The following is a 15,190-nucleotide window of genomic DNA, read 5'->3' as shown; positions in this document are numbered from 1 at the left end:
TGGAATCAGTATGTTCTACAGATTCCTGATAACCGATTCCCGATTCCTAAGGTGTCGTAATATCTCTCTATTGTTTCATTCTAGAGTTGTTTGTCTATATAACACGAAAATAATTTAAATTAATTTAGCAACGCCCTGAGGTAATTTATCCGAAGAAGTACTCTTGGGGTGCGAATTAACACGAATCATACGAATTAAAGATTTAAAAGACCTTGACTTAAATTCGTGTTTATTCGGGAGATTCGTTGCAAAAAATTATTTTGACTTTTTTAAAATTAATCGTAATTGCTAGTATGAAATCTTTATCGGTTTCTATATATATTGTTAGATGAATTTCAATAGAGGTGAATAATAATTAATTGGTATATGGGAATACTTTTGTAAAATAGTTATCGCCAGTTAGTAATCTGTTAAATATACAGGTTACTGATTTCTGATTTCTGACAACTGGAATTTTGTAACATCTATCTCTAGTTATACCTAAGTTTAAGTTTATATTATTTACATCAGTAAAAATTACCTCTCATAAAGTAAGCTAGATTGTAAAAGCTATAAATAGTTAGTTAGAATAAGGGAGGGAAATAAATGCAAGCAACAATGACTTATTCAGAGGTAACTGTAACTCCTACACCAATTACTGCTGGGGAGAAAGTTACTGTTAGGTATGATGGATTACTAAATGAGAATGGTGCTAGTAAGGTATATTTACATGCTGGGGTTGGTTTTAAGGATAATTGGAGAGATGTAACAGACATTGAGATGCAGTCGCAAAGTGATGGCAGTTGGAGTGCCCAATTAAGAATTAATACGACTGATAGATTTAATTTCTGTTTCAAAGACTGCGCTAATAATTGGGACAATAATGGTGGTAGTAACTGGAGTTTTGAGGTTCATAATGGACAGATGTACAGTTAATAAAGTTATAAAGAAGAAGCCTTCGATTTTAATCGAAGGCTTTTTTTAATCTTTAAATAAGGTAGCAGAGGATTTATGGTCAATTTGGGGTTTATAATCTAATGGGTTTTTAGGATGATAATCTACATAGAACTTTTGACCATTAATTACTTTCATCCATAATCCATTGTCAGAATACTTATGAGGTTTTTGAGTAGGAATAAAGACAGAATTCGATTCTGCTAAAGGAATAAATAGCTTACCTTCTGTTAACAAACCAATTTCTCCATAATAGTGATGATTGTTATGAGGAGCTTTAATGTACCAGTTACCAGCTGTAGGTGAAATTTTCACATCAAAGAAGTCATCTTGATTGCTGGTTATATCATAGACCCTAATAATAGGCTCTGTTTTTTCAGTCTCTAGTCCAGTTACATTCCAATAAGTATAAATCCAATAAGGGTCTTTAGCTAATAGGATAAGCTTATTTCTGTTAAATAGTTCCCAAAGTTTTTTATCTGCATCTTCATAATTGCTAATATTGTTTATATTAATTCTATTATTATCACCAGGGATTCTAGCAAACTCTACATCATCTTTGGCAAGGTTTCTTCGCCAATAGTTACTAATTAAGAGGTTGCTATTAGGCTTATAGTTACTATTTTTTAATTTATTTTCATCTTTATTGTTCTTATCTATACTTGTGAGTTCTGAACTGCTTTCCATATTATAATTCATTTGTTTCAAATGAATATCTGTTAAATTTCTCTTGCTGTGATTATCTTTTATATTATCGTCTTTGGTAAGTCGAAAAAAGTAGACTACAATTGCTAATACTAAGAATGTTAGTAATAGAGCCATATTAGATATTCACCTCTTTATAATTTAGGTTATTTAAGCCTTGATAGATTCTATAATCTAGGTTAGGGAATAGATTGTTCTTACTTTCTAATTTTTGCAAGTAATTGATATCAAAAGAGTTATTTTGGAGTTGATTGATCAAATTATTAAAATTTTCTAGGTGCTCATTAGTGCGCCTAATAGCATAATCCTTCATGGTATTATTTTTGATGATAAAAGCCCAGTCACTACTTTGGGCAAGTAGTATCTCTCGTGCCAATTGATTTAAGAATCTTTTTTGTAGTTTATCGGGATTTGTGAAGTGCTTAGCCATGATAATCATCTGTTCAGTTACTGCATGTAACTTTGGATAAATCCAATCATTGCTTTGATCTAACCAAACTTGGCTATAACCTGAATCTCCCCAACTGGAAAGTGAAGGAGTAGCTACTTGGTTGATAGGGAAATAATCTAAATATTCACTTGGAGTAATTAATCTAATATTAGCTTCATCAGCATGATAGATTTTTGATATTAAAGCTTCTAGCCAAATTGGTCCTTCATACCACCAGTGACCAAATAGTTCAGTATCATAAGGGGAGGTGATAATTGGGGGTCTATCCATACAAGTTTTAAGGTTACGGATTTGTTCTTGCCGTTTTTCTAAGAAATTATTTGCATGGATGACTGCTTTTTGTTTGGCCCAAATTGGTTTATAAACCTCCTTGTTATTGTTAACTTTATTAGTGATTCTATAATATTTTATGCCAGTATTCTTTCTAAATCCTTTAGGATGAATATAGTCTTTGATATATTCATAATCTAAATCAAAGCCAATATCACGATAAAATTCTCTATAATCATAATCACCAGGGTATCCTTGAACAGAACTCCAAACTTGACGAGAAGTTTCGGTATCTCTACCAAATGCAGCTACTCCTGATGGACAATAGATTGGTGCAAAGTGAGCATAATGAGGTTTAGGCTGAGCATTTAGAATACCATGGGTGTCTACAAAAAAGTACCTAATTTCCTTCTTCCATAGGAATTCATCAAGACCAGGGTAATAACCACACTCAGGTAGCCAAATCCCTTTAGGGTTAGTATCAAAATGTTCTTGATAAACTTGTATACCTGCTTCAAGCTGTGCATTAACTGCTTCAGGATATATATTCATTAAAGGTAAATAGCCATGGGTAGCAGTACAAGTGATCACTTCAAGTATCCCAATGTCTTGAAATTGCTTAAAAGCCTTTATGAGATTGCCTTTATATTTATTGAATATCTCTTTACATTTAATAAAATTTTTATTATACATTTCAGCCACTTGATAAAAATCGGGTTGCTCTGCTGTTCTTGTTAATTCCTTTTCACTTAATTCAATTAATTTATCAAGATAATTTAAATATCTTTCTTGTAATAATTGATCTGTTAGCATAGAAATTAGAGTTGGTGATAAAGAGATGGTTAGTTTAAAGTTTACATTATTATTAACTAGCCTTGAGAAGACATCAATTAATGGAATATAAGTCTCAGTAATTGCTTCATAAAGCCAATCTTCTTCTAGAGCTGAACTATCTTCTGGATGCCGAACAAAGGGTAAATGAGAATGTAGAACCAAAGATAAAAATCCTTCTGTTTCCATAGAAGCCTCCTTTAAAAACCTCATTTTTTATTAATATGTTAAAATCAAAGGTAAGCTATTCATAATAAATTATTAATTAAAGCCACTATTTTCTCTCTTAAACTTAGTTTAAGCAGAATCTTATCTTTAATTCATCATTTCGTATAAAAAGAATTTAACAGGGATAATTTATAATATAGATATAGAATAACGTCCTGTACTAATGGAAAAATAATACAATATAGAGATAATGCGACACTTTTAAATATCAGTGTGAGTGGGTGTGTGAGTAAACCCCAATAGAGAAGGCACTTCACACACACACTCATAACTTACACTAACACGAAAGTGTCCCAATATATCCATAAAGATAAATTATTTATAGTATACTCTCCTTTGATAAATAAACTATGCTTTGCAGGATTTTAATTCTTATTAAAGAAATATAATTGGTATATAATGTAAAATAATTTTTTAAAGATTTATTTTAATAGAAGTAATTTTATAATCTATAAAGAGTAAAATTTAAAGGGGAGAGAGCTATGACAAAGATATTTTTAGCTTTAATTATTACTATTGTATTTTATATTAGAGATAGAGTTAATGTGAAGTTTAAGTCTTTATTTCACCCAATATTATTAACACCCTTATTGGGGTTATTTTTTGGACAAGAAGGTTTTATAACTGGTATTACTATAGGTGTAGTGGTTGAGTTGATTTGGGGTAGCAATCTAGTAGATTATGAATTAGGTTTAAAGTATAGTCTATTGGTGAGTTTATTAACAGTAGCTGTGGTTATTTTAACGGGAAATATTAGTCTGTTTTTTAACTTGGCTTTGATAGTAATTTTGGTCTTTAGTTTACAAGAGAGTTGTAGTTGGCTGGAAGAGAAGAATTATTTTATCCTGATAATATTTACTTTTAATCTACTTATGTTACTAAGTACTCCGTTAATAAAGGAGCTGCTGGGCTTAATACCTGCTCAATTTTTGAACGATTTAGCTATTAGTGGAGGTGCTTTAATTCCAATTGTAGGTCTATCTTTTTTATTAATTCAAGCTATACAGCCTTCTCTAAATAGAGATAATCTATGGTATTACACTTATGCTATTTCTACTATAGTTGTATCTTCATTATTATTTAATTTATTTTATTGGGCAATTATATTATTTCCAATACTTTGGAATTTTCTGTATTATCTCTGTGAATCAACTAGAATATCAAACAAATACTTAAGAGTGTTTCTCTTTTTATCAGTGATTATAGCAGCACCATTGATTGTGGAATGGAATATTCCGTTATTAACAGATCAGGTTCCTTATTTTCTCTGGATAGAAGTAGCTTTAGTACTTTTTTCAATTTTAAGATTATTTAAGTTGACAGCGATTGAAGGTTATTTTATTATGAGTTTAATAGGTATTATTAGTGCCAAATTAGGATTTTTCATTTAAAGGAGTTGATAACCATCAAGCTGATAGCGGATTTACATACTCACACTATAGCTAGTGGACATGCATATTCTACCATTAATGAGATGGTAGCAGGGGCGAAGGAGAATGGAATTAAAATTTTAGGCATGACAGATCATGGACCTTGCATGCCAAGAGGTCCTCATATCTACCATTTTGCTAACCTAAAGGTAATACCAGAGGAGATAGATGGAGTTAAAGTTCTTAGAGGTGTTGAGGCCAATATAACTGATGTTAATGGTACTTTAGATTTGCCAGTGGAGATTCTTAGTAGATTAGACATAGTATTGGTTGGTTTCCATACAGGAACTGGATATGAGCCTAGTACTAAGGAAGACAATACCAAAGCTATGATAAATGCAATTAAAAACCCTCTGGTAGATATTGTTGTTCATCCAGGTAATCCTGAGTATCAAGTTGATAGTCAGAGAGTGATTATGGCTGCTAAAGAAGAGGACGTAGTATTAGAGATAAATAATAGTTCACATTTAAGCCGTCCAGGAAGTAAAGAGAGTTGTATAGAGATTGGGCGATTGGCTAAGCAATTAGGAGTGAAGGTGGTTTTAGGTACTGATGCTCATTACTCTGCTAGCGTAGGAGTCTTTGATAAGGCGTTAGAAATAGCTAAAGAAGCTCAATTAGAAGAAGATGATATTCTAAATGCTAGTTTTGATAGAATTGAAGAATTTCTTGAAAGGAAGACTAGGATTAAAAAGTTAATTAAAGATAAATATAAAGTTTAAAGAATTGGTAATAGATTGGATTGATGTTTAGTACGTTGGATGTTGTTTGGCAAAGGCACTAATTATACCTATTAATTTCAAGGAGAGGATTTAATGCATCTATATGCAGATTATCATACCCATACTACCTATAGTCATGGAACCGGAAGTATTAAAGAGAATATAGAAGTAGCAATCAAAAAAGGTTTAAAGGAGATTGCTATCTCTGATCATGGTCCTGCTAGTCGGAGTATAGTTAAGTTAGGGGTAGAGGATTCAGCTACTTTATTAGAGATAAAGAGAGAAGTAGATAAATATAATCGGTTATATCCCGAGATTAAAGTATTAGCAGGAGTTGAAGCTAATATCATTGGTGTAGATGGGCGGTTAGACGTACCAGAGTTTATCTTAAAGGAGTTAGATAAAGTATTAGTAGGATTTCATCTATTTATTAAGCCAGTTAGCTTTAGAGATGGGATAGAGATAATACTAAATAATGTTATAGTTGATAAGCTCAGAATAAATCATGGGGAGATAAGGTTTAAAAATACTGAAATTTTAATCAATACATTAAATAATTATGATAATATAGATATAATTACTCATCCAGGCTATAAAGTAGATATTGATACTAAAACTTTAGCTAAAGTAGCAGTAGAAAAAGAAGTAGCCTTAGAGATTAACTCTAGCCATGGATATATGAGAGAAGAATATATTAAGGTAGCATTAGAGGAGGGCGCTAAATTTACTTTGGGAAGTGATGCCCATAGTCCAGATAAAGTTGGGGATGTAGAAACAGCTATGTTAGTAGCCCAACACTCAGGGTTAACAACTAAAGATATTATAAATGTGTACTAGCTTAATTTGATTTTAAATCAACCTATATAACTACAAGTTCTGTTTAATTGCTCTATTTGAATAATTTATGAGCATTATCTGATTTTAATAACATATACAAGTTATTAAATGAATGATAGATAAACTATAAAAGAATTATTCTTGTTTGCTCTTTTACTTTTAAAATTTCTAATATTAAATCTTTGGCGGTTTCTATATAGATAGATTATATTTGTGCTTCTAGAGATAAAGTGATAATATTAATAATAAGATAAATATATTTATAATTTAATAAAATATAGATATTGTTATTAAACTTTAGGATGAAATAATAGGATGATAATGTGATGGTTTAGTTATTTGTAATCAGGAGTCAGGAATCAGTTTAAAATACTGGTTCCTGATTCCCGATAACTGATTCCAAAAGTATCACAATATCTCCATTAAATTTTACTTTAGAATTGGAAATCTATAAGGGGAAATTTATAGTTTATTTATATAATTATTAGATAAATTAAAGAGGTGAGGAAATGAGTCAAGATAAAGAATTTATTATAATAACTGGAATGTCAGGAGCAGGTAAGTCTGAAACAATTAAAAGTTTAGAGGATTTAGGTTTTTTCTGTGTAGATAATTTACCACCTGCTTTAATTTCTAAATTTGCTGAAATGTATCTACACTCTAAGGGAAATATTGATCAGGTAGCCTTAGTGGTTGATGTAAGAGGAAGAGATTTCTTTGATAGTATCTTTGAAGAGTTAGAAATTTTAGAGGAATTAGGAGTAGATTATAAGATCCTATTTTTAGAAACTGATACTCAAGTTCTGATTAATCGTTTTAAAAATACAAGAAGAAGGCACCCATTAGCACCTAAAGGAAGAATCTCAGAAGCGATTGCTTTAGAAAGAGGTAAACTAGAAGAAATACGTGGTAAGGCTGATAAGATTATCGATACTAGTAATTTATCCTCTAAAGACTTAAAAAAGGAGTTAGAGAATATATTTATTAAAGAATCTAAAGAGAGTAAGTTGACCATATCTATTCTCTCCTTTGGTTTTAAATATGGAGTACCCCTTGATGCTGATTTAATGTTTGATGTTAGGTTCTTACCAAACCCTCATTATGTAGATTCATTACGACCATTGACTGGGGAGACTAAAGATGTACAGGAATATGTACTAAAATGGCCTATCACCAAGAAATTCAAAAAGAAATTATTTGATTTAATTGAATTTCTACTTCCAAATTATATTAAGGAAGGTAAGAGTCATTTAACGATAGCCTTTGGTTGTACCGGAGGGAAGCACCGTTCAGTTACTTTTGCAGAGAAATTATATGAAGAGTTAAAAGGGAGGTATAATATATTAATTGAGCATCGTGATTCTAAAAAATAAGGGGTTTTTATAATGAATAGACTAAAGTGGCTTTATCCTGGGCTTAAGTTTAAGCGCTGGATATTTTTAATGATTCTAGGAATAATTTTAATTAGTATTGGGGTTTCTATGGCCATTAGTATCAGGTCACTAGATCTGATAAAGTATAGAATACCTGGAATTGTAATTATCTTATTTGGAGTTTATCTTAATGTTTTAGGAATTAGAAGAATGTTATTATCTATATATGATGCTGTATCACCTGATAAAAATGAAAAGTTAATAGAAGTCTTATACCAAGAAAGATATAGAAGAAAAGGGCCCAAAATTGTTGTTGTTGGTGGAGGTACTGGGCTGTCTACTATGTTGAGAGGGATTAAGAAGTTCACCAATAATATTACTGCAATTGTTACAGTAGCTGATGATGGTGGGAGTTCTGGGGTCTTACGTGATGAACTTGGTATACTTCCTCCAGGTGATATTAGAAACTGTTTAGTTGCTTTAGCAGATACTGAACCATTGATGGAGAAACTATTTCAATATAGATTTAGTGAAGGTAGAGATTTAAAAGGTCATAGTTTTGGTAATATATTCATAGCAACATTAACTGAGATATTAGGTAATTTTGAAGAGGCTGTCAAAGAATCTAGTAAAATATTAGCAATTAAGGGTAGGGTTTTACCATCTACTTTAGAAGATGTAAGATTATCTGCAAGATTGGAAAATGGAGAGTTAATCAGAGGTGAATCCCAGATACCTAAAATAAAAGGTAAGATTGATAAGGTCTTTATTGATCCTAAGGATAGTAAGCCTTTACCTGAATCCCTAGAAGCTATCAAAGAAGCTGATGCAATTATTTTAGGTCCTGGAAGCTTGTATACAAGTGTATTACCAAATCTTCTTGTCAAGGATTTGGCAGAAGAGATAAAGAATTCTGATGCATTGAAACTATATATTTGTAATGTAATGACTCAGCCTGGTGAAACTGATCATTATAAAGCAAGTGATCACTTACAAGCACTTTATAATCATGTGGGAGATGATATTACAGATTATATTTTAGTCAACAATGAAAGAATATCTAATGACTTGATAGAAAAATATAGAAAAGAAGGTGCTCAACCTGTGGAAGTGGATTTATCCAAATTAAGAGAACTTGGTATACAGGTTGTACAAGAATCTGTGATTAGTCAATCAAATGTGGTTAGACATGATCCCGAAAAGTTATCTAAAGTTATTATTGATTTGATAATTCAAGAGATTTCATAGTTAGAGATTACTTAAATTTAAAGAGGAGATAGTTATGTCATTTTCAGATGAAGTCAAGAATGAAGTAGCGAGAAGAGAGGATTTAGGGAAGTGCTGTCAGTTAGCTGAATTGGCTGCATTAATTAAATTAAATGGTAGCTTAGGAATTATAAATCATAAATTAGGACTAAGTTTAACAAATCAGAATGCTTCAGTGGCTAGGAGAGTCTATAAGCTATTAAAGGAACAGTTTAATTTTTTTACTGAAATTATTGTTCGAAAGAAGATGTATTTAGATAAGAGAAATTATTATATAATTAAAGTACCACCTCAAAAAGGCGTTAAAGAGTTGTTAACTAAATGTGGCTTAATGGGTGAAGGATATCAGATAAACTATTCAATAAAAAATCAGTTTATAGCTAACCACTGTTGTTCTAAGGCCTATTTAAGAGGACTTTTTTTGGCAGCTGGCTCTGTAAGCCATCCAGAAAGTGATTATCATTTAGAGATTACTGTTAATTATAAAGATTATGCAGAAGAGATAATCGAATTATTTTCTAAATTTGATATAAAAATAAAATTTAGAAATAGACAAGATAATTATCTATTGTATTTGAAGAAGGCTGATGATATTGTTAAACTTCTAAATATAATAGGAGCTCATTCGGCTTTATTGCAGTTTGAGAACACAAGAGTATATAAAGAGGTCAGAAATAATGTTAACAGAATTGTGAACTGTGAGACAGCGAATTTGAATAAAACGATTAATGCTGCTCAACAACAGTTAAGTGATATAGAGCTATTAGAAGAGGTTAAAGGTCTAGATAACCTATCACCTAGTTTGAAGGAGGTAGCAGAATTGAGGAAGCAGAATCCTTATGCTAGTTTAAAGGAATTAGGTGAGCTGTTAAATCCACCTTTAAGTAAATCCGGTATAAATAATCGTTTTAGAAGAATAAAGAAGATGGTAGATAAAATCAGAAAGTAGCATAGAGAATCTATCTTAAGATTAATCCTAAGATAGATTCTTTAATTTTTTATTTCTATTGAAGGAATATAATTTATTATCTAGAACTAAATTATATACAAGAACTATTCTTATTATTTTTGACTATACGGGACATTTTGTACCATAGGGTTAGATTTGTTCTGTTAAGGATTTGGTACTATTTGATACTTATTTTTTATTGTCTAATATTTTTAGTATGAACTAATTCAGATTTTAAATTGATTGGAATATATTATAAAATCTGATCATTATCATATGAATAAATAAGGAGATTATTATAAATAATATTAATTATTAAATTGTTTATTTTTTTAATTAAGAGATAATTATATTATTAGAATAAGTATGTACCGCTAGAGAGTTGAGGGATATCTAATGACAGATTATTTAAAGTTACAGCAGAAGGTAGCTCCAGAATTAATTAAAGTTGTAGAGCAAAGGTATGCTATTTTAAGGTTGGTTCATCGTTCGCAGCCGATTGGAAGACGTTCTTTGGCCCAGGGATTGGATTTAAGTGAGAGAACTATTAGAAAACATTTAGATTTCTTGTCTGACCATAGTTTTATTATATTAACTAGTAGTGGTGCTAAAATCACCAAATCTGGTGAGAGGATATTAAGAGAATTAGATGTTTATATTAAAGAACTGCGAGGAACTAATCTACTTGAAGAGAGGTTAAGGGATTATCTTGGAGTGGAAGTACATGTAGTTCCCAGTGGATTGAATCAAAATTTAGGTGAAGAAGAGTTGGGGAGATTTGCAGCTGACTTTCTAAAAAGTTTAATTAGTGATGGAGACATTATTGCAGTTACAGGAGGAACAACTTTGTCTGAAGTAGCAGAGATGATGACACCAGCAAGTGAAGGATGTCAGGTTACTACTGTTCCTGCTCGAGGAGGCTTGGGAGAAGGTGTAGAGATACAGGCAAATACAATTGCTGCTAAGATTGCTAATAAGCTTGGTGGAGATTATCATCTATTACACACCCCAGATAATTTAAAACAAGAGACAATCTCTACTTTAATTAAAGAGCCTTCTATTAAGCAAGTATTGGACTTGGCTAAGAAGGCTGATATTTTAATTCATGGTATAGGAACTGCAGAAGTGATGGCGAGAAGAAGGGGAATGCCACTTGATAAGATTGAAGAGCTAAAAAGCCAAGGTGCAGTAGGTGAGACCTTTGGTTACTACTTCACCCAAGATGGTGAGATTGTATATTCTACAACTAGTGTTGGATTAAAACTTACTGATTTGACTAAAATATATCAGGTAGTTGCCATTGCTGGAGGGAGAAGTAAGGCAAAAGCTATTGTAGCTGCTGTCTCAGAGAAGTATCAAGATATTTTGATTATTGATGAAGAAGCAGCTAAGGGTATTTTAGAGCTTATATAATAGTTAGATTTTTAATTTTAATAATCAAGATTGAAAATTAATAAGAAGTAAGTTTAATTTTTAAAGATAATAGTCTTGAATAAATATGGTTTATGTGGTATAATAACCAATGTGAGTTAAGAAAATCAATCATTAAATTTAGATAACATATTTTTTTGTAATCAGTGGGACATATTTATACTAACGGGTCATTTTTGTCCCAATGGTATCTGGGATATTTCTAATAACTTATATTAAAAATAAGATTTATTATTAGAATATCCAGAATATACCGAGGATAAATTGTCAGTTTTAGCCCATATTAATAAATGAATTAATTTATTCGACATCACTTATCTATATACTTCTATCTTTATAGTAAGGGATATTCTTTTGAAATTCCTTAAGTTAATAATGAAGAAATGATTTTTACTAGATAAATACGAAAAGATTTGACAATAGGTAAAATGTGGGTTATATTAATGGTGTATTATGTTAAATACATATAAATAAGTAGATTAAACAAAAATAGGGGGAATGTTAAAATGGCAGTTAAGATTGCGATTAATGGATTTGGAAGAATTGGGAGATTGGCATTTAGACAAATTTTTGATTCAGCTGAGTTTGATGTTGTAGCATTAAATGACTTAACAGATGCTGAAACATTAGCTTACTTATTAAAATACGATACAGCACAAGGTAATTACAAAATTGATTCTATAGAAGCTACAGAAAATGGAATCAAAGTAGATGGAAAAGAAGTTAAAATCTATGCTGAAAAAGATGCTAACAACTTACCTTGGGGAGACCTTGATGTAGATGTTGTTCTTGAGTGTACTGGATTCTATACTTCTAAAGAAAAAGCAGAAGCTCATATTAATGCAGGAGCTAAAAAAGTAGTTATCTCTGCTCCAGCAAAAGGTGATTTAAAGACAGTTGTATATAATGTAAATGATGAAATCTTAGATGGAAGCGAGAAGATTATCTCAGGAGCTTCTTGTACGACTAACTGTTTAGCACCAGTTGCTAAAGTTTTAGATGATAACTTTGGTCTTGTAAAAGGATTCATGACTACAATCCATGCTTATACAAATGCTCAAAATACTTTAGATGCACCACATCCTAAAGGTATCAACTCTAGAAGAGGAAGAGCAGCGGCTGCAAATATCTTACCTACTACTACAGGAGCAGCAGTAGCAGTTGGAAAAGTGTTACCTGAATTAAATGGTAAACTTGACGGAATTGCTGTAAGAGTTCCTACACCTACTGGATCACTTGTTGATTTAGTTGTAGAGCTTGAAAAAGAGGTTACTGTAGAAGATATTAACAATGCTATGAAAGAAGCAGCTAATGAAACTTTAGGATATACTGAAGATCCAATCGTTTCTTCTGACATCATTGGAACTGAATATGGTTCATTATTTGATGGATTATCTACTAAAGTAATGACTGATGAGAATGGAAAACAAATCGTGAAATTATTAACTTGGTATGACAATGAAATGTCTTATACTGCACAGTTAATCAGAACTTGTAAAGCATTTGCAACAATGGGTTAATTAGCAACACATTGTTCTATAATTAAATATAAAAGAATAGCGGAACTTGACGGTTCCGCTTTTTTCAAGATTTGAAAACTTATATTTCTAAAACAGGGGGGATTTTTGATGGCGAAAAAAACTTTAAAAGATGTAAATGTTAAAGGTAAAAGAGTTTTAGTTCGTGTTGATTTCAATGTGCCAATGAATGATGGTCAAGTTGCTGACGACACAAGAATTGAGGCTGCTTTACCTACAATTAACTATTTAATTGATGAAGGTGCTAAAGTTATCTTAATGGCACACTTTGGTCGTCCAAAGGGTGAAGTTAAGGAAGAATATAGATTAGATCCTGTTGCTAAAGTATTAGCTGATAAATTAGGTAAAACAGTTATTAAGACAGATACTACTGTTGGTGAAGAGCCTAAAGAAGCAGTTGCTAAGATGGAAGCTGGAGATGTAGTATTATTAGAAAATACTCGTTTCAATCCAGGTGAAAAGAAAAATGATCCTGAATTTGCTAAGCAATTAGCTGAACTAGCTGATGTTTATGTAAATGATGCTTTTGGAGCTACTCATAGAGCTCATGCTTCTACAGCTGGTGTTACTGAATATGTAGAAGAATCAGTTATGGGATTCTTAATTCAAAACGAATTAGAAACTATGGGTAAAGCTGTTAAAAATCCAGATAGACCTTTTGTAGCTATTATTGGTGGAGCAAAAGTTTCTGATAAGATTGCAGTTATCGAATCTTTATTAGAAAAAGCTGACTCTTTAATTATCGGTGGTGGAATGGCAAATACTTTCATTGCAGCTCAAGGATTTGAGACTGGTGATTCTTTAGTTGAAACAGATAAGATTGAGTTGGCTAAAGAATTAATAGAAAAAGCAGGAGATAAGATTATTTTACCTACTGATGTAGTAGTTGCAGATGAGTTTGCTGCAGATGCTAATAATAAAGTAGTTGCTGTAGATGGAATTGAAGCTGGATGGCAAGCTCTTGATATCGGTCCAGATACTATTGCTAAATTTGAAGAGGTTCTTAAAGCTGCAAAGACTGTAGTATGGAATGGACCAATGGGAGTATTTGAGATGGATGCTTTTGCTCAAGGTACTAATAAAGTAGCTGAAGTATTAGCAGGTCTTGATGCTATGACTATTATCGGTGGTGGAGATAGTGCTGCTGCTGTTAATAAAGCTGGATTAGATGATAAGATGACTCATATTTCTACTGGTGGTGGAGCTTCATTGCAATTCTTTGAAGGTAAACCATTACCTGCAGTAGAAGCGTTAAGCGATAAGTAATAATGTACAGTTGACGGTTAACAGTTTACAGTTATCTTTTAACTGTAAACTGTTAACTTGATATAAAATATAAATACTGTTAATAAATTTATACATAAATTATTGAAATTTGAGATTATTTCTATGTTTATAATGTATGGTTTGTAACTGTCAACTGTACACTGTAAACTGTAAACTAAATAAAGCGGAGGGATGACAATGCGTACACCTTTAATGGCAGGAAATTGGAAGATGAATAAAACAGTTGACGAAGCTGTAGCGATGGTAACAGAGTTAAAGGATTTAGTTGCAGATACTAAAGATGTAAATGTAGCTATCTGTGCACCAGCGGTTGATTTATATGCAATGAATGAAGTAGTTGCTGATACTAATATCGATTTAGGTGCTCAAAATATGTATTATAAAGAGAGTGGAGCTTATACTGCTGAACTTTCTCCAGCAATGGTTAAGAGTGTAGGATGTAAATATGCAATTATCGGTCATTCAGAAAGAAGAGAAATCTTTGGTGAAACTGATGAGTTATTGAACTTAAAATTAAAAACAGCTTTTGCTAATGATATCACTCCTATTTTATGTATTGGTGAAAAATTAGCAGAAAGAGAAGCTGGAGTACATTTTGATAGAGTTAAATTCCAATTAGCTGCTGACCTTTCTGGTATTGAAGCAGCAGATGTTAAGAATATGGTTCTTGCTTATGAGCCTTTATGGGCTATTGGAACTGGTAAAACTGCTACACCAGAACAAGCTGAAGAGATTATTGCTTTCATTAGAGAAACAGTTAAAGAGATGTATGATGCTGAGACTGCTGAAGCTGTTATAATTCAATATGGTGGAAGTGTTAAGCCTCACAATGTAAAAGAGATTATGGCACAACCTAATATTGATGGAGCTTTAGTAGGTGGAGCTAGTTTAGAAGCTGAATCTTTCTCTAAAATAGTTAACTTCAAGTAAATAAAGGAG

At 31.6% G+C, this 15,190-nt stretch carries 13 protein-coding genes; 11 read left to right on the top strand and 2 right to left on the bottom strand.

Features of this window, described 5'->3' with window-relative positions; genetic code table 11:
* Positions 1 to 585: 585 nt before the first annotated feature.
* Positions 586 to 915: a carbohydrate-binding protein gene (locus ACTCDL_RS01850; protein ID WP_463173578.1), complete on the top strand. Its 330-nt coding sequence runs from the start codon at positions 586 to 588 to the stop codon at positions 913 to 915.
* 45 nt (positions 916 to 960) lie between these two features.
* On the opposite strand, the gene ACTCDL_RS01845 is transcribed toward ACTCDL_RS01850, so the two are convergent.
* Both ACTCDL_RS01845 and ACTCDL_RS01840 read right to left on the bottom strand, forming a co-directional pair.
* Positions 961 to 1,632: a DUF4912 domain-containing protein gene (locus ACTCDL_RS01845; protein ID WP_463173576.1), complete on the bottom strand. Its 672-nt coding sequence runs from the start codon at positions 1,630 to 1,632 to the stop codon at positions 961 to 963.
* A gap of 124 nt (positions 1,633 to 1,756) precedes the next feature.
* Positions 1,757 to 3,379 (bottom strand): glycoside hydrolase family 57 protein, encoded by a 1,623-nt coding sequence (locus ACTCDL_RS01840; RefSeq protein ID WP_463173575.1) that lies wholly within the window; start codon positions 3,377 to 3,379, stop codon positions 1,757 to 1,759.
* A gap of 521 nt (positions 3,380 to 3,900) precedes the next feature.
* On the opposite strand from ACTCDL_RS01840, the gene ACTCDL_RS01835 reads away from it, so the two are divergent.
* The 10 genes from ACTCDL_RS01835 to tpiA all read left to right on the top strand — a co-directional run bounded on the left by ACTCDL_RS01835 (position 3,901) and on the right by tpiA (position 15,181).
* Positions 3,901 to 4,809 carry a hypothetical protein gene (locus tag ACTCDL_RS01835; protein WP_463173573.1) on the top strand — a complete coding sequence of 303 codons (909 nt, stop codon included), beginning with the start codon at positions 3,901 to 3,903 and terminating at the stop codon, positions 4,807 to 4,809.
* A gap of 14 nt (positions 4,810 to 4,823) precedes the next feature.
* Positions 4,824 to 5,570, top strand: a complete 747-nt coding sequence (locus ACTCDL_RS01830; RefSeq protein WP_463173580.1) for a phosphatase — start codon at positions 4,824 to 4,826, stop codon at positions 5,568 to 5,570.
* A gap of 93 nt (positions 5,571 to 5,663) precedes the next feature.
* On the top strand, positions 5,664 to 6,407 hold the full coding sequence (locus ACTCDL_RS01825; RefSeq protein ID WP_463173571.1) for a PHP domain-containing protein: 744 nt from the start codon (positions 5,664 to 5,666) through the stop codon (positions 6,405 to 6,407).
* 509 nt (positions 6,408 to 6,916) lie between these two features.
* Entirely contained in the window at positions 6,917 to 7,780 is an 864-nt protein-coding gene (gene rapZ, locus ACTCDL_RS01820; protein ID WP_463173569.1) for an RNase adapter RapZ, read from the top strand.
* Between the two features lie 12 nt (positions 7,781 to 7,792).
* Positions 7,793 to 9,028 carry a gluconeogenesis factor YvcK family protein gene (locus ACTCDL_RS01815; RefSeq protein ID WP_463173567.1) on the top strand — a complete coding sequence of 412 codons (1,236 nt, stop codon included), beginning with the start codon at positions 7,793 to 7,795 and terminating at the stop codon, positions 9,026 to 9,028.
* Between the two features lie 34 nt (positions 9,029 to 9,062).
* On the top strand, positions 9,063 to 9,995 hold the full coding sequence (gene whiA, locus ACTCDL_RS01810) for a DNA-binding protein WhiA (protein ID WP_463173565.1): 933 nt from the start codon (positions 9,063 to 9,065) through the stop codon (positions 9,993 to 9,995).
* A 396-nt stretch (positions 9,996 to 10,391) separates the two neighbouring features.
* A complete protein-coding gene (locus tag ACTCDL_RS01805) occupies positions 10,392 to 11,408 on the top strand; it encodes a sugar-binding transcriptional regulator (protein ID WP_463173563.1) in 1,017 nt (338 codons plus the stop codon).
* A gap of 524 nt (positions 11,409 to 11,932) precedes the next feature.
* Complete coding sequence (gap, locus tag ACTCDL_RS01800) at positions 11,933 to 12,946, top strand: type I glyceraldehyde-3-phosphate dehydrogenase (RefSeq protein WP_463173562.1); 1,014 nt, start codon at positions 11,933 to 11,935, stop codon at positions 12,944 to 12,946.
* Positions 12,947 to 13,054: 108 nt separating this feature from the next.
* The gene (locus tag ACTCDL_RS01795) at positions 13,055 to 14,230 is read left to right on the top strand and encodes a phosphoglycerate kinase (protein WP_463173561.1); all 1,176 of its coding nucleotides are present in this window, start codon (positions 13,055 to 13,057) and stop codon (positions 14,228 to 14,230) included.
* 198 nt (positions 14,231 to 14,428) lie between these two features.
* Complete coding sequence (gene tpiA, locus ACTCDL_RS01790) at positions 14,429 to 15,181, top strand: triose-phosphate isomerase (RefSeq protein WP_463173559.1); 753 nt, start codon at positions 14,429 to 14,431, stop codon at positions 15,179 to 15,181.
* Positions 15,182 to 15,190: the final 9 nt, after the last annotated feature.

It is taken from the genome of Orenia sp. (genome assembly GCF_055140805.1).
Note: the sequence above shows the minus strand (reverse complement) of the source record. Positions and strands in the feature narration are given on the sequence as shown.

What these genes read in the sequence shown, in the direction of transcription:
- tpiA (WP_463173559.1), top strand. Translation starts at nt 14,429, where the DNA reads ATGCGTACACCTTTAATGGCAGGAAATTGGAAGATGAATAAAACAGTT.
- ACTCDL_RS01815 (WP_463173567.1), top strand. Translation starts at nt 7,793, where the DNA reads ATGAATAGACTAAAGTGGCTTTATCCTGGGCTTAAGTTTAAGCGCTGG.
- rapZ (WP_463173569.1), top strand. Translation starts at nt 6,917, where the DNA reads ATGAGTCAAGATAAAGAATTTATTATAATAACTGGAATGTCAGGAGCA.
- ACTCDL_RS01795 (WP_463173561.1), top strand. Translation starts at nt 13,055, where the DNA reads ATGGCGAAAAAAACTTTAAAAGATGTAAATGTTAAAGGTAAAAGAGTT.
- ACTCDL_RS01825 (WP_463173571.1), top strand. Translation starts at nt 5,664, where the DNA reads ATGCATCTATATGCAGATTATCATACCCATACTACCTATAGTCATGGA.
- ACTCDL_RS01835 (WP_463173573.1), top strand. Translation starts at nt 3,901, where the DNA reads ATGACAAAGATATTTTTAGCTTTAATTATTACTATTGTATTTTATATT.
- ACTCDL_RS01845 (WP_463173576.1), bottom strand. Translation starts at nt 1,632, where the DNA reads ATGAATTATAATATGGAAAGCAGTTCAGAACTCACAAGTATAGATAAG.
- whiA (WP_463173565.1), top strand. Translation starts at nt 9,063, where the DNA reads ATGTCATTTTCAGATGAAGTCAAGAATGAAGTAGCGAGAAGAGAGGAT.
- ACTCDL_RS01850 (WP_463173578.1), top strand. Translation starts at nt 586, where the DNA reads ATGCAAGCAACAATGACTTATTCAGAGGTAACTGTAACTCCTACACCA.
- ACTCDL_RS01840 (WP_463173575.1), bottom strand. Translation starts at nt 3,379, where the DNA reads ATGGAAACAGAAGGATTTTTATCTTTGGTTCTACATTCTCATTTACCC.
- gap (WP_463173562.1), top strand. Translation starts at nt 11,933, where the DNA reads ATGGCAGTTAAGATTGCGATTAATGGATTTGGAAGAATTGGGAGATTG.
- ACTCDL_RS01805 (WP_463173563.1), top strand. Translation starts at nt 10,392, where the DNA reads ATGACAGATTATTTAAAGTTACAGCAGAAGGTAGCTCCAGAATTAATT.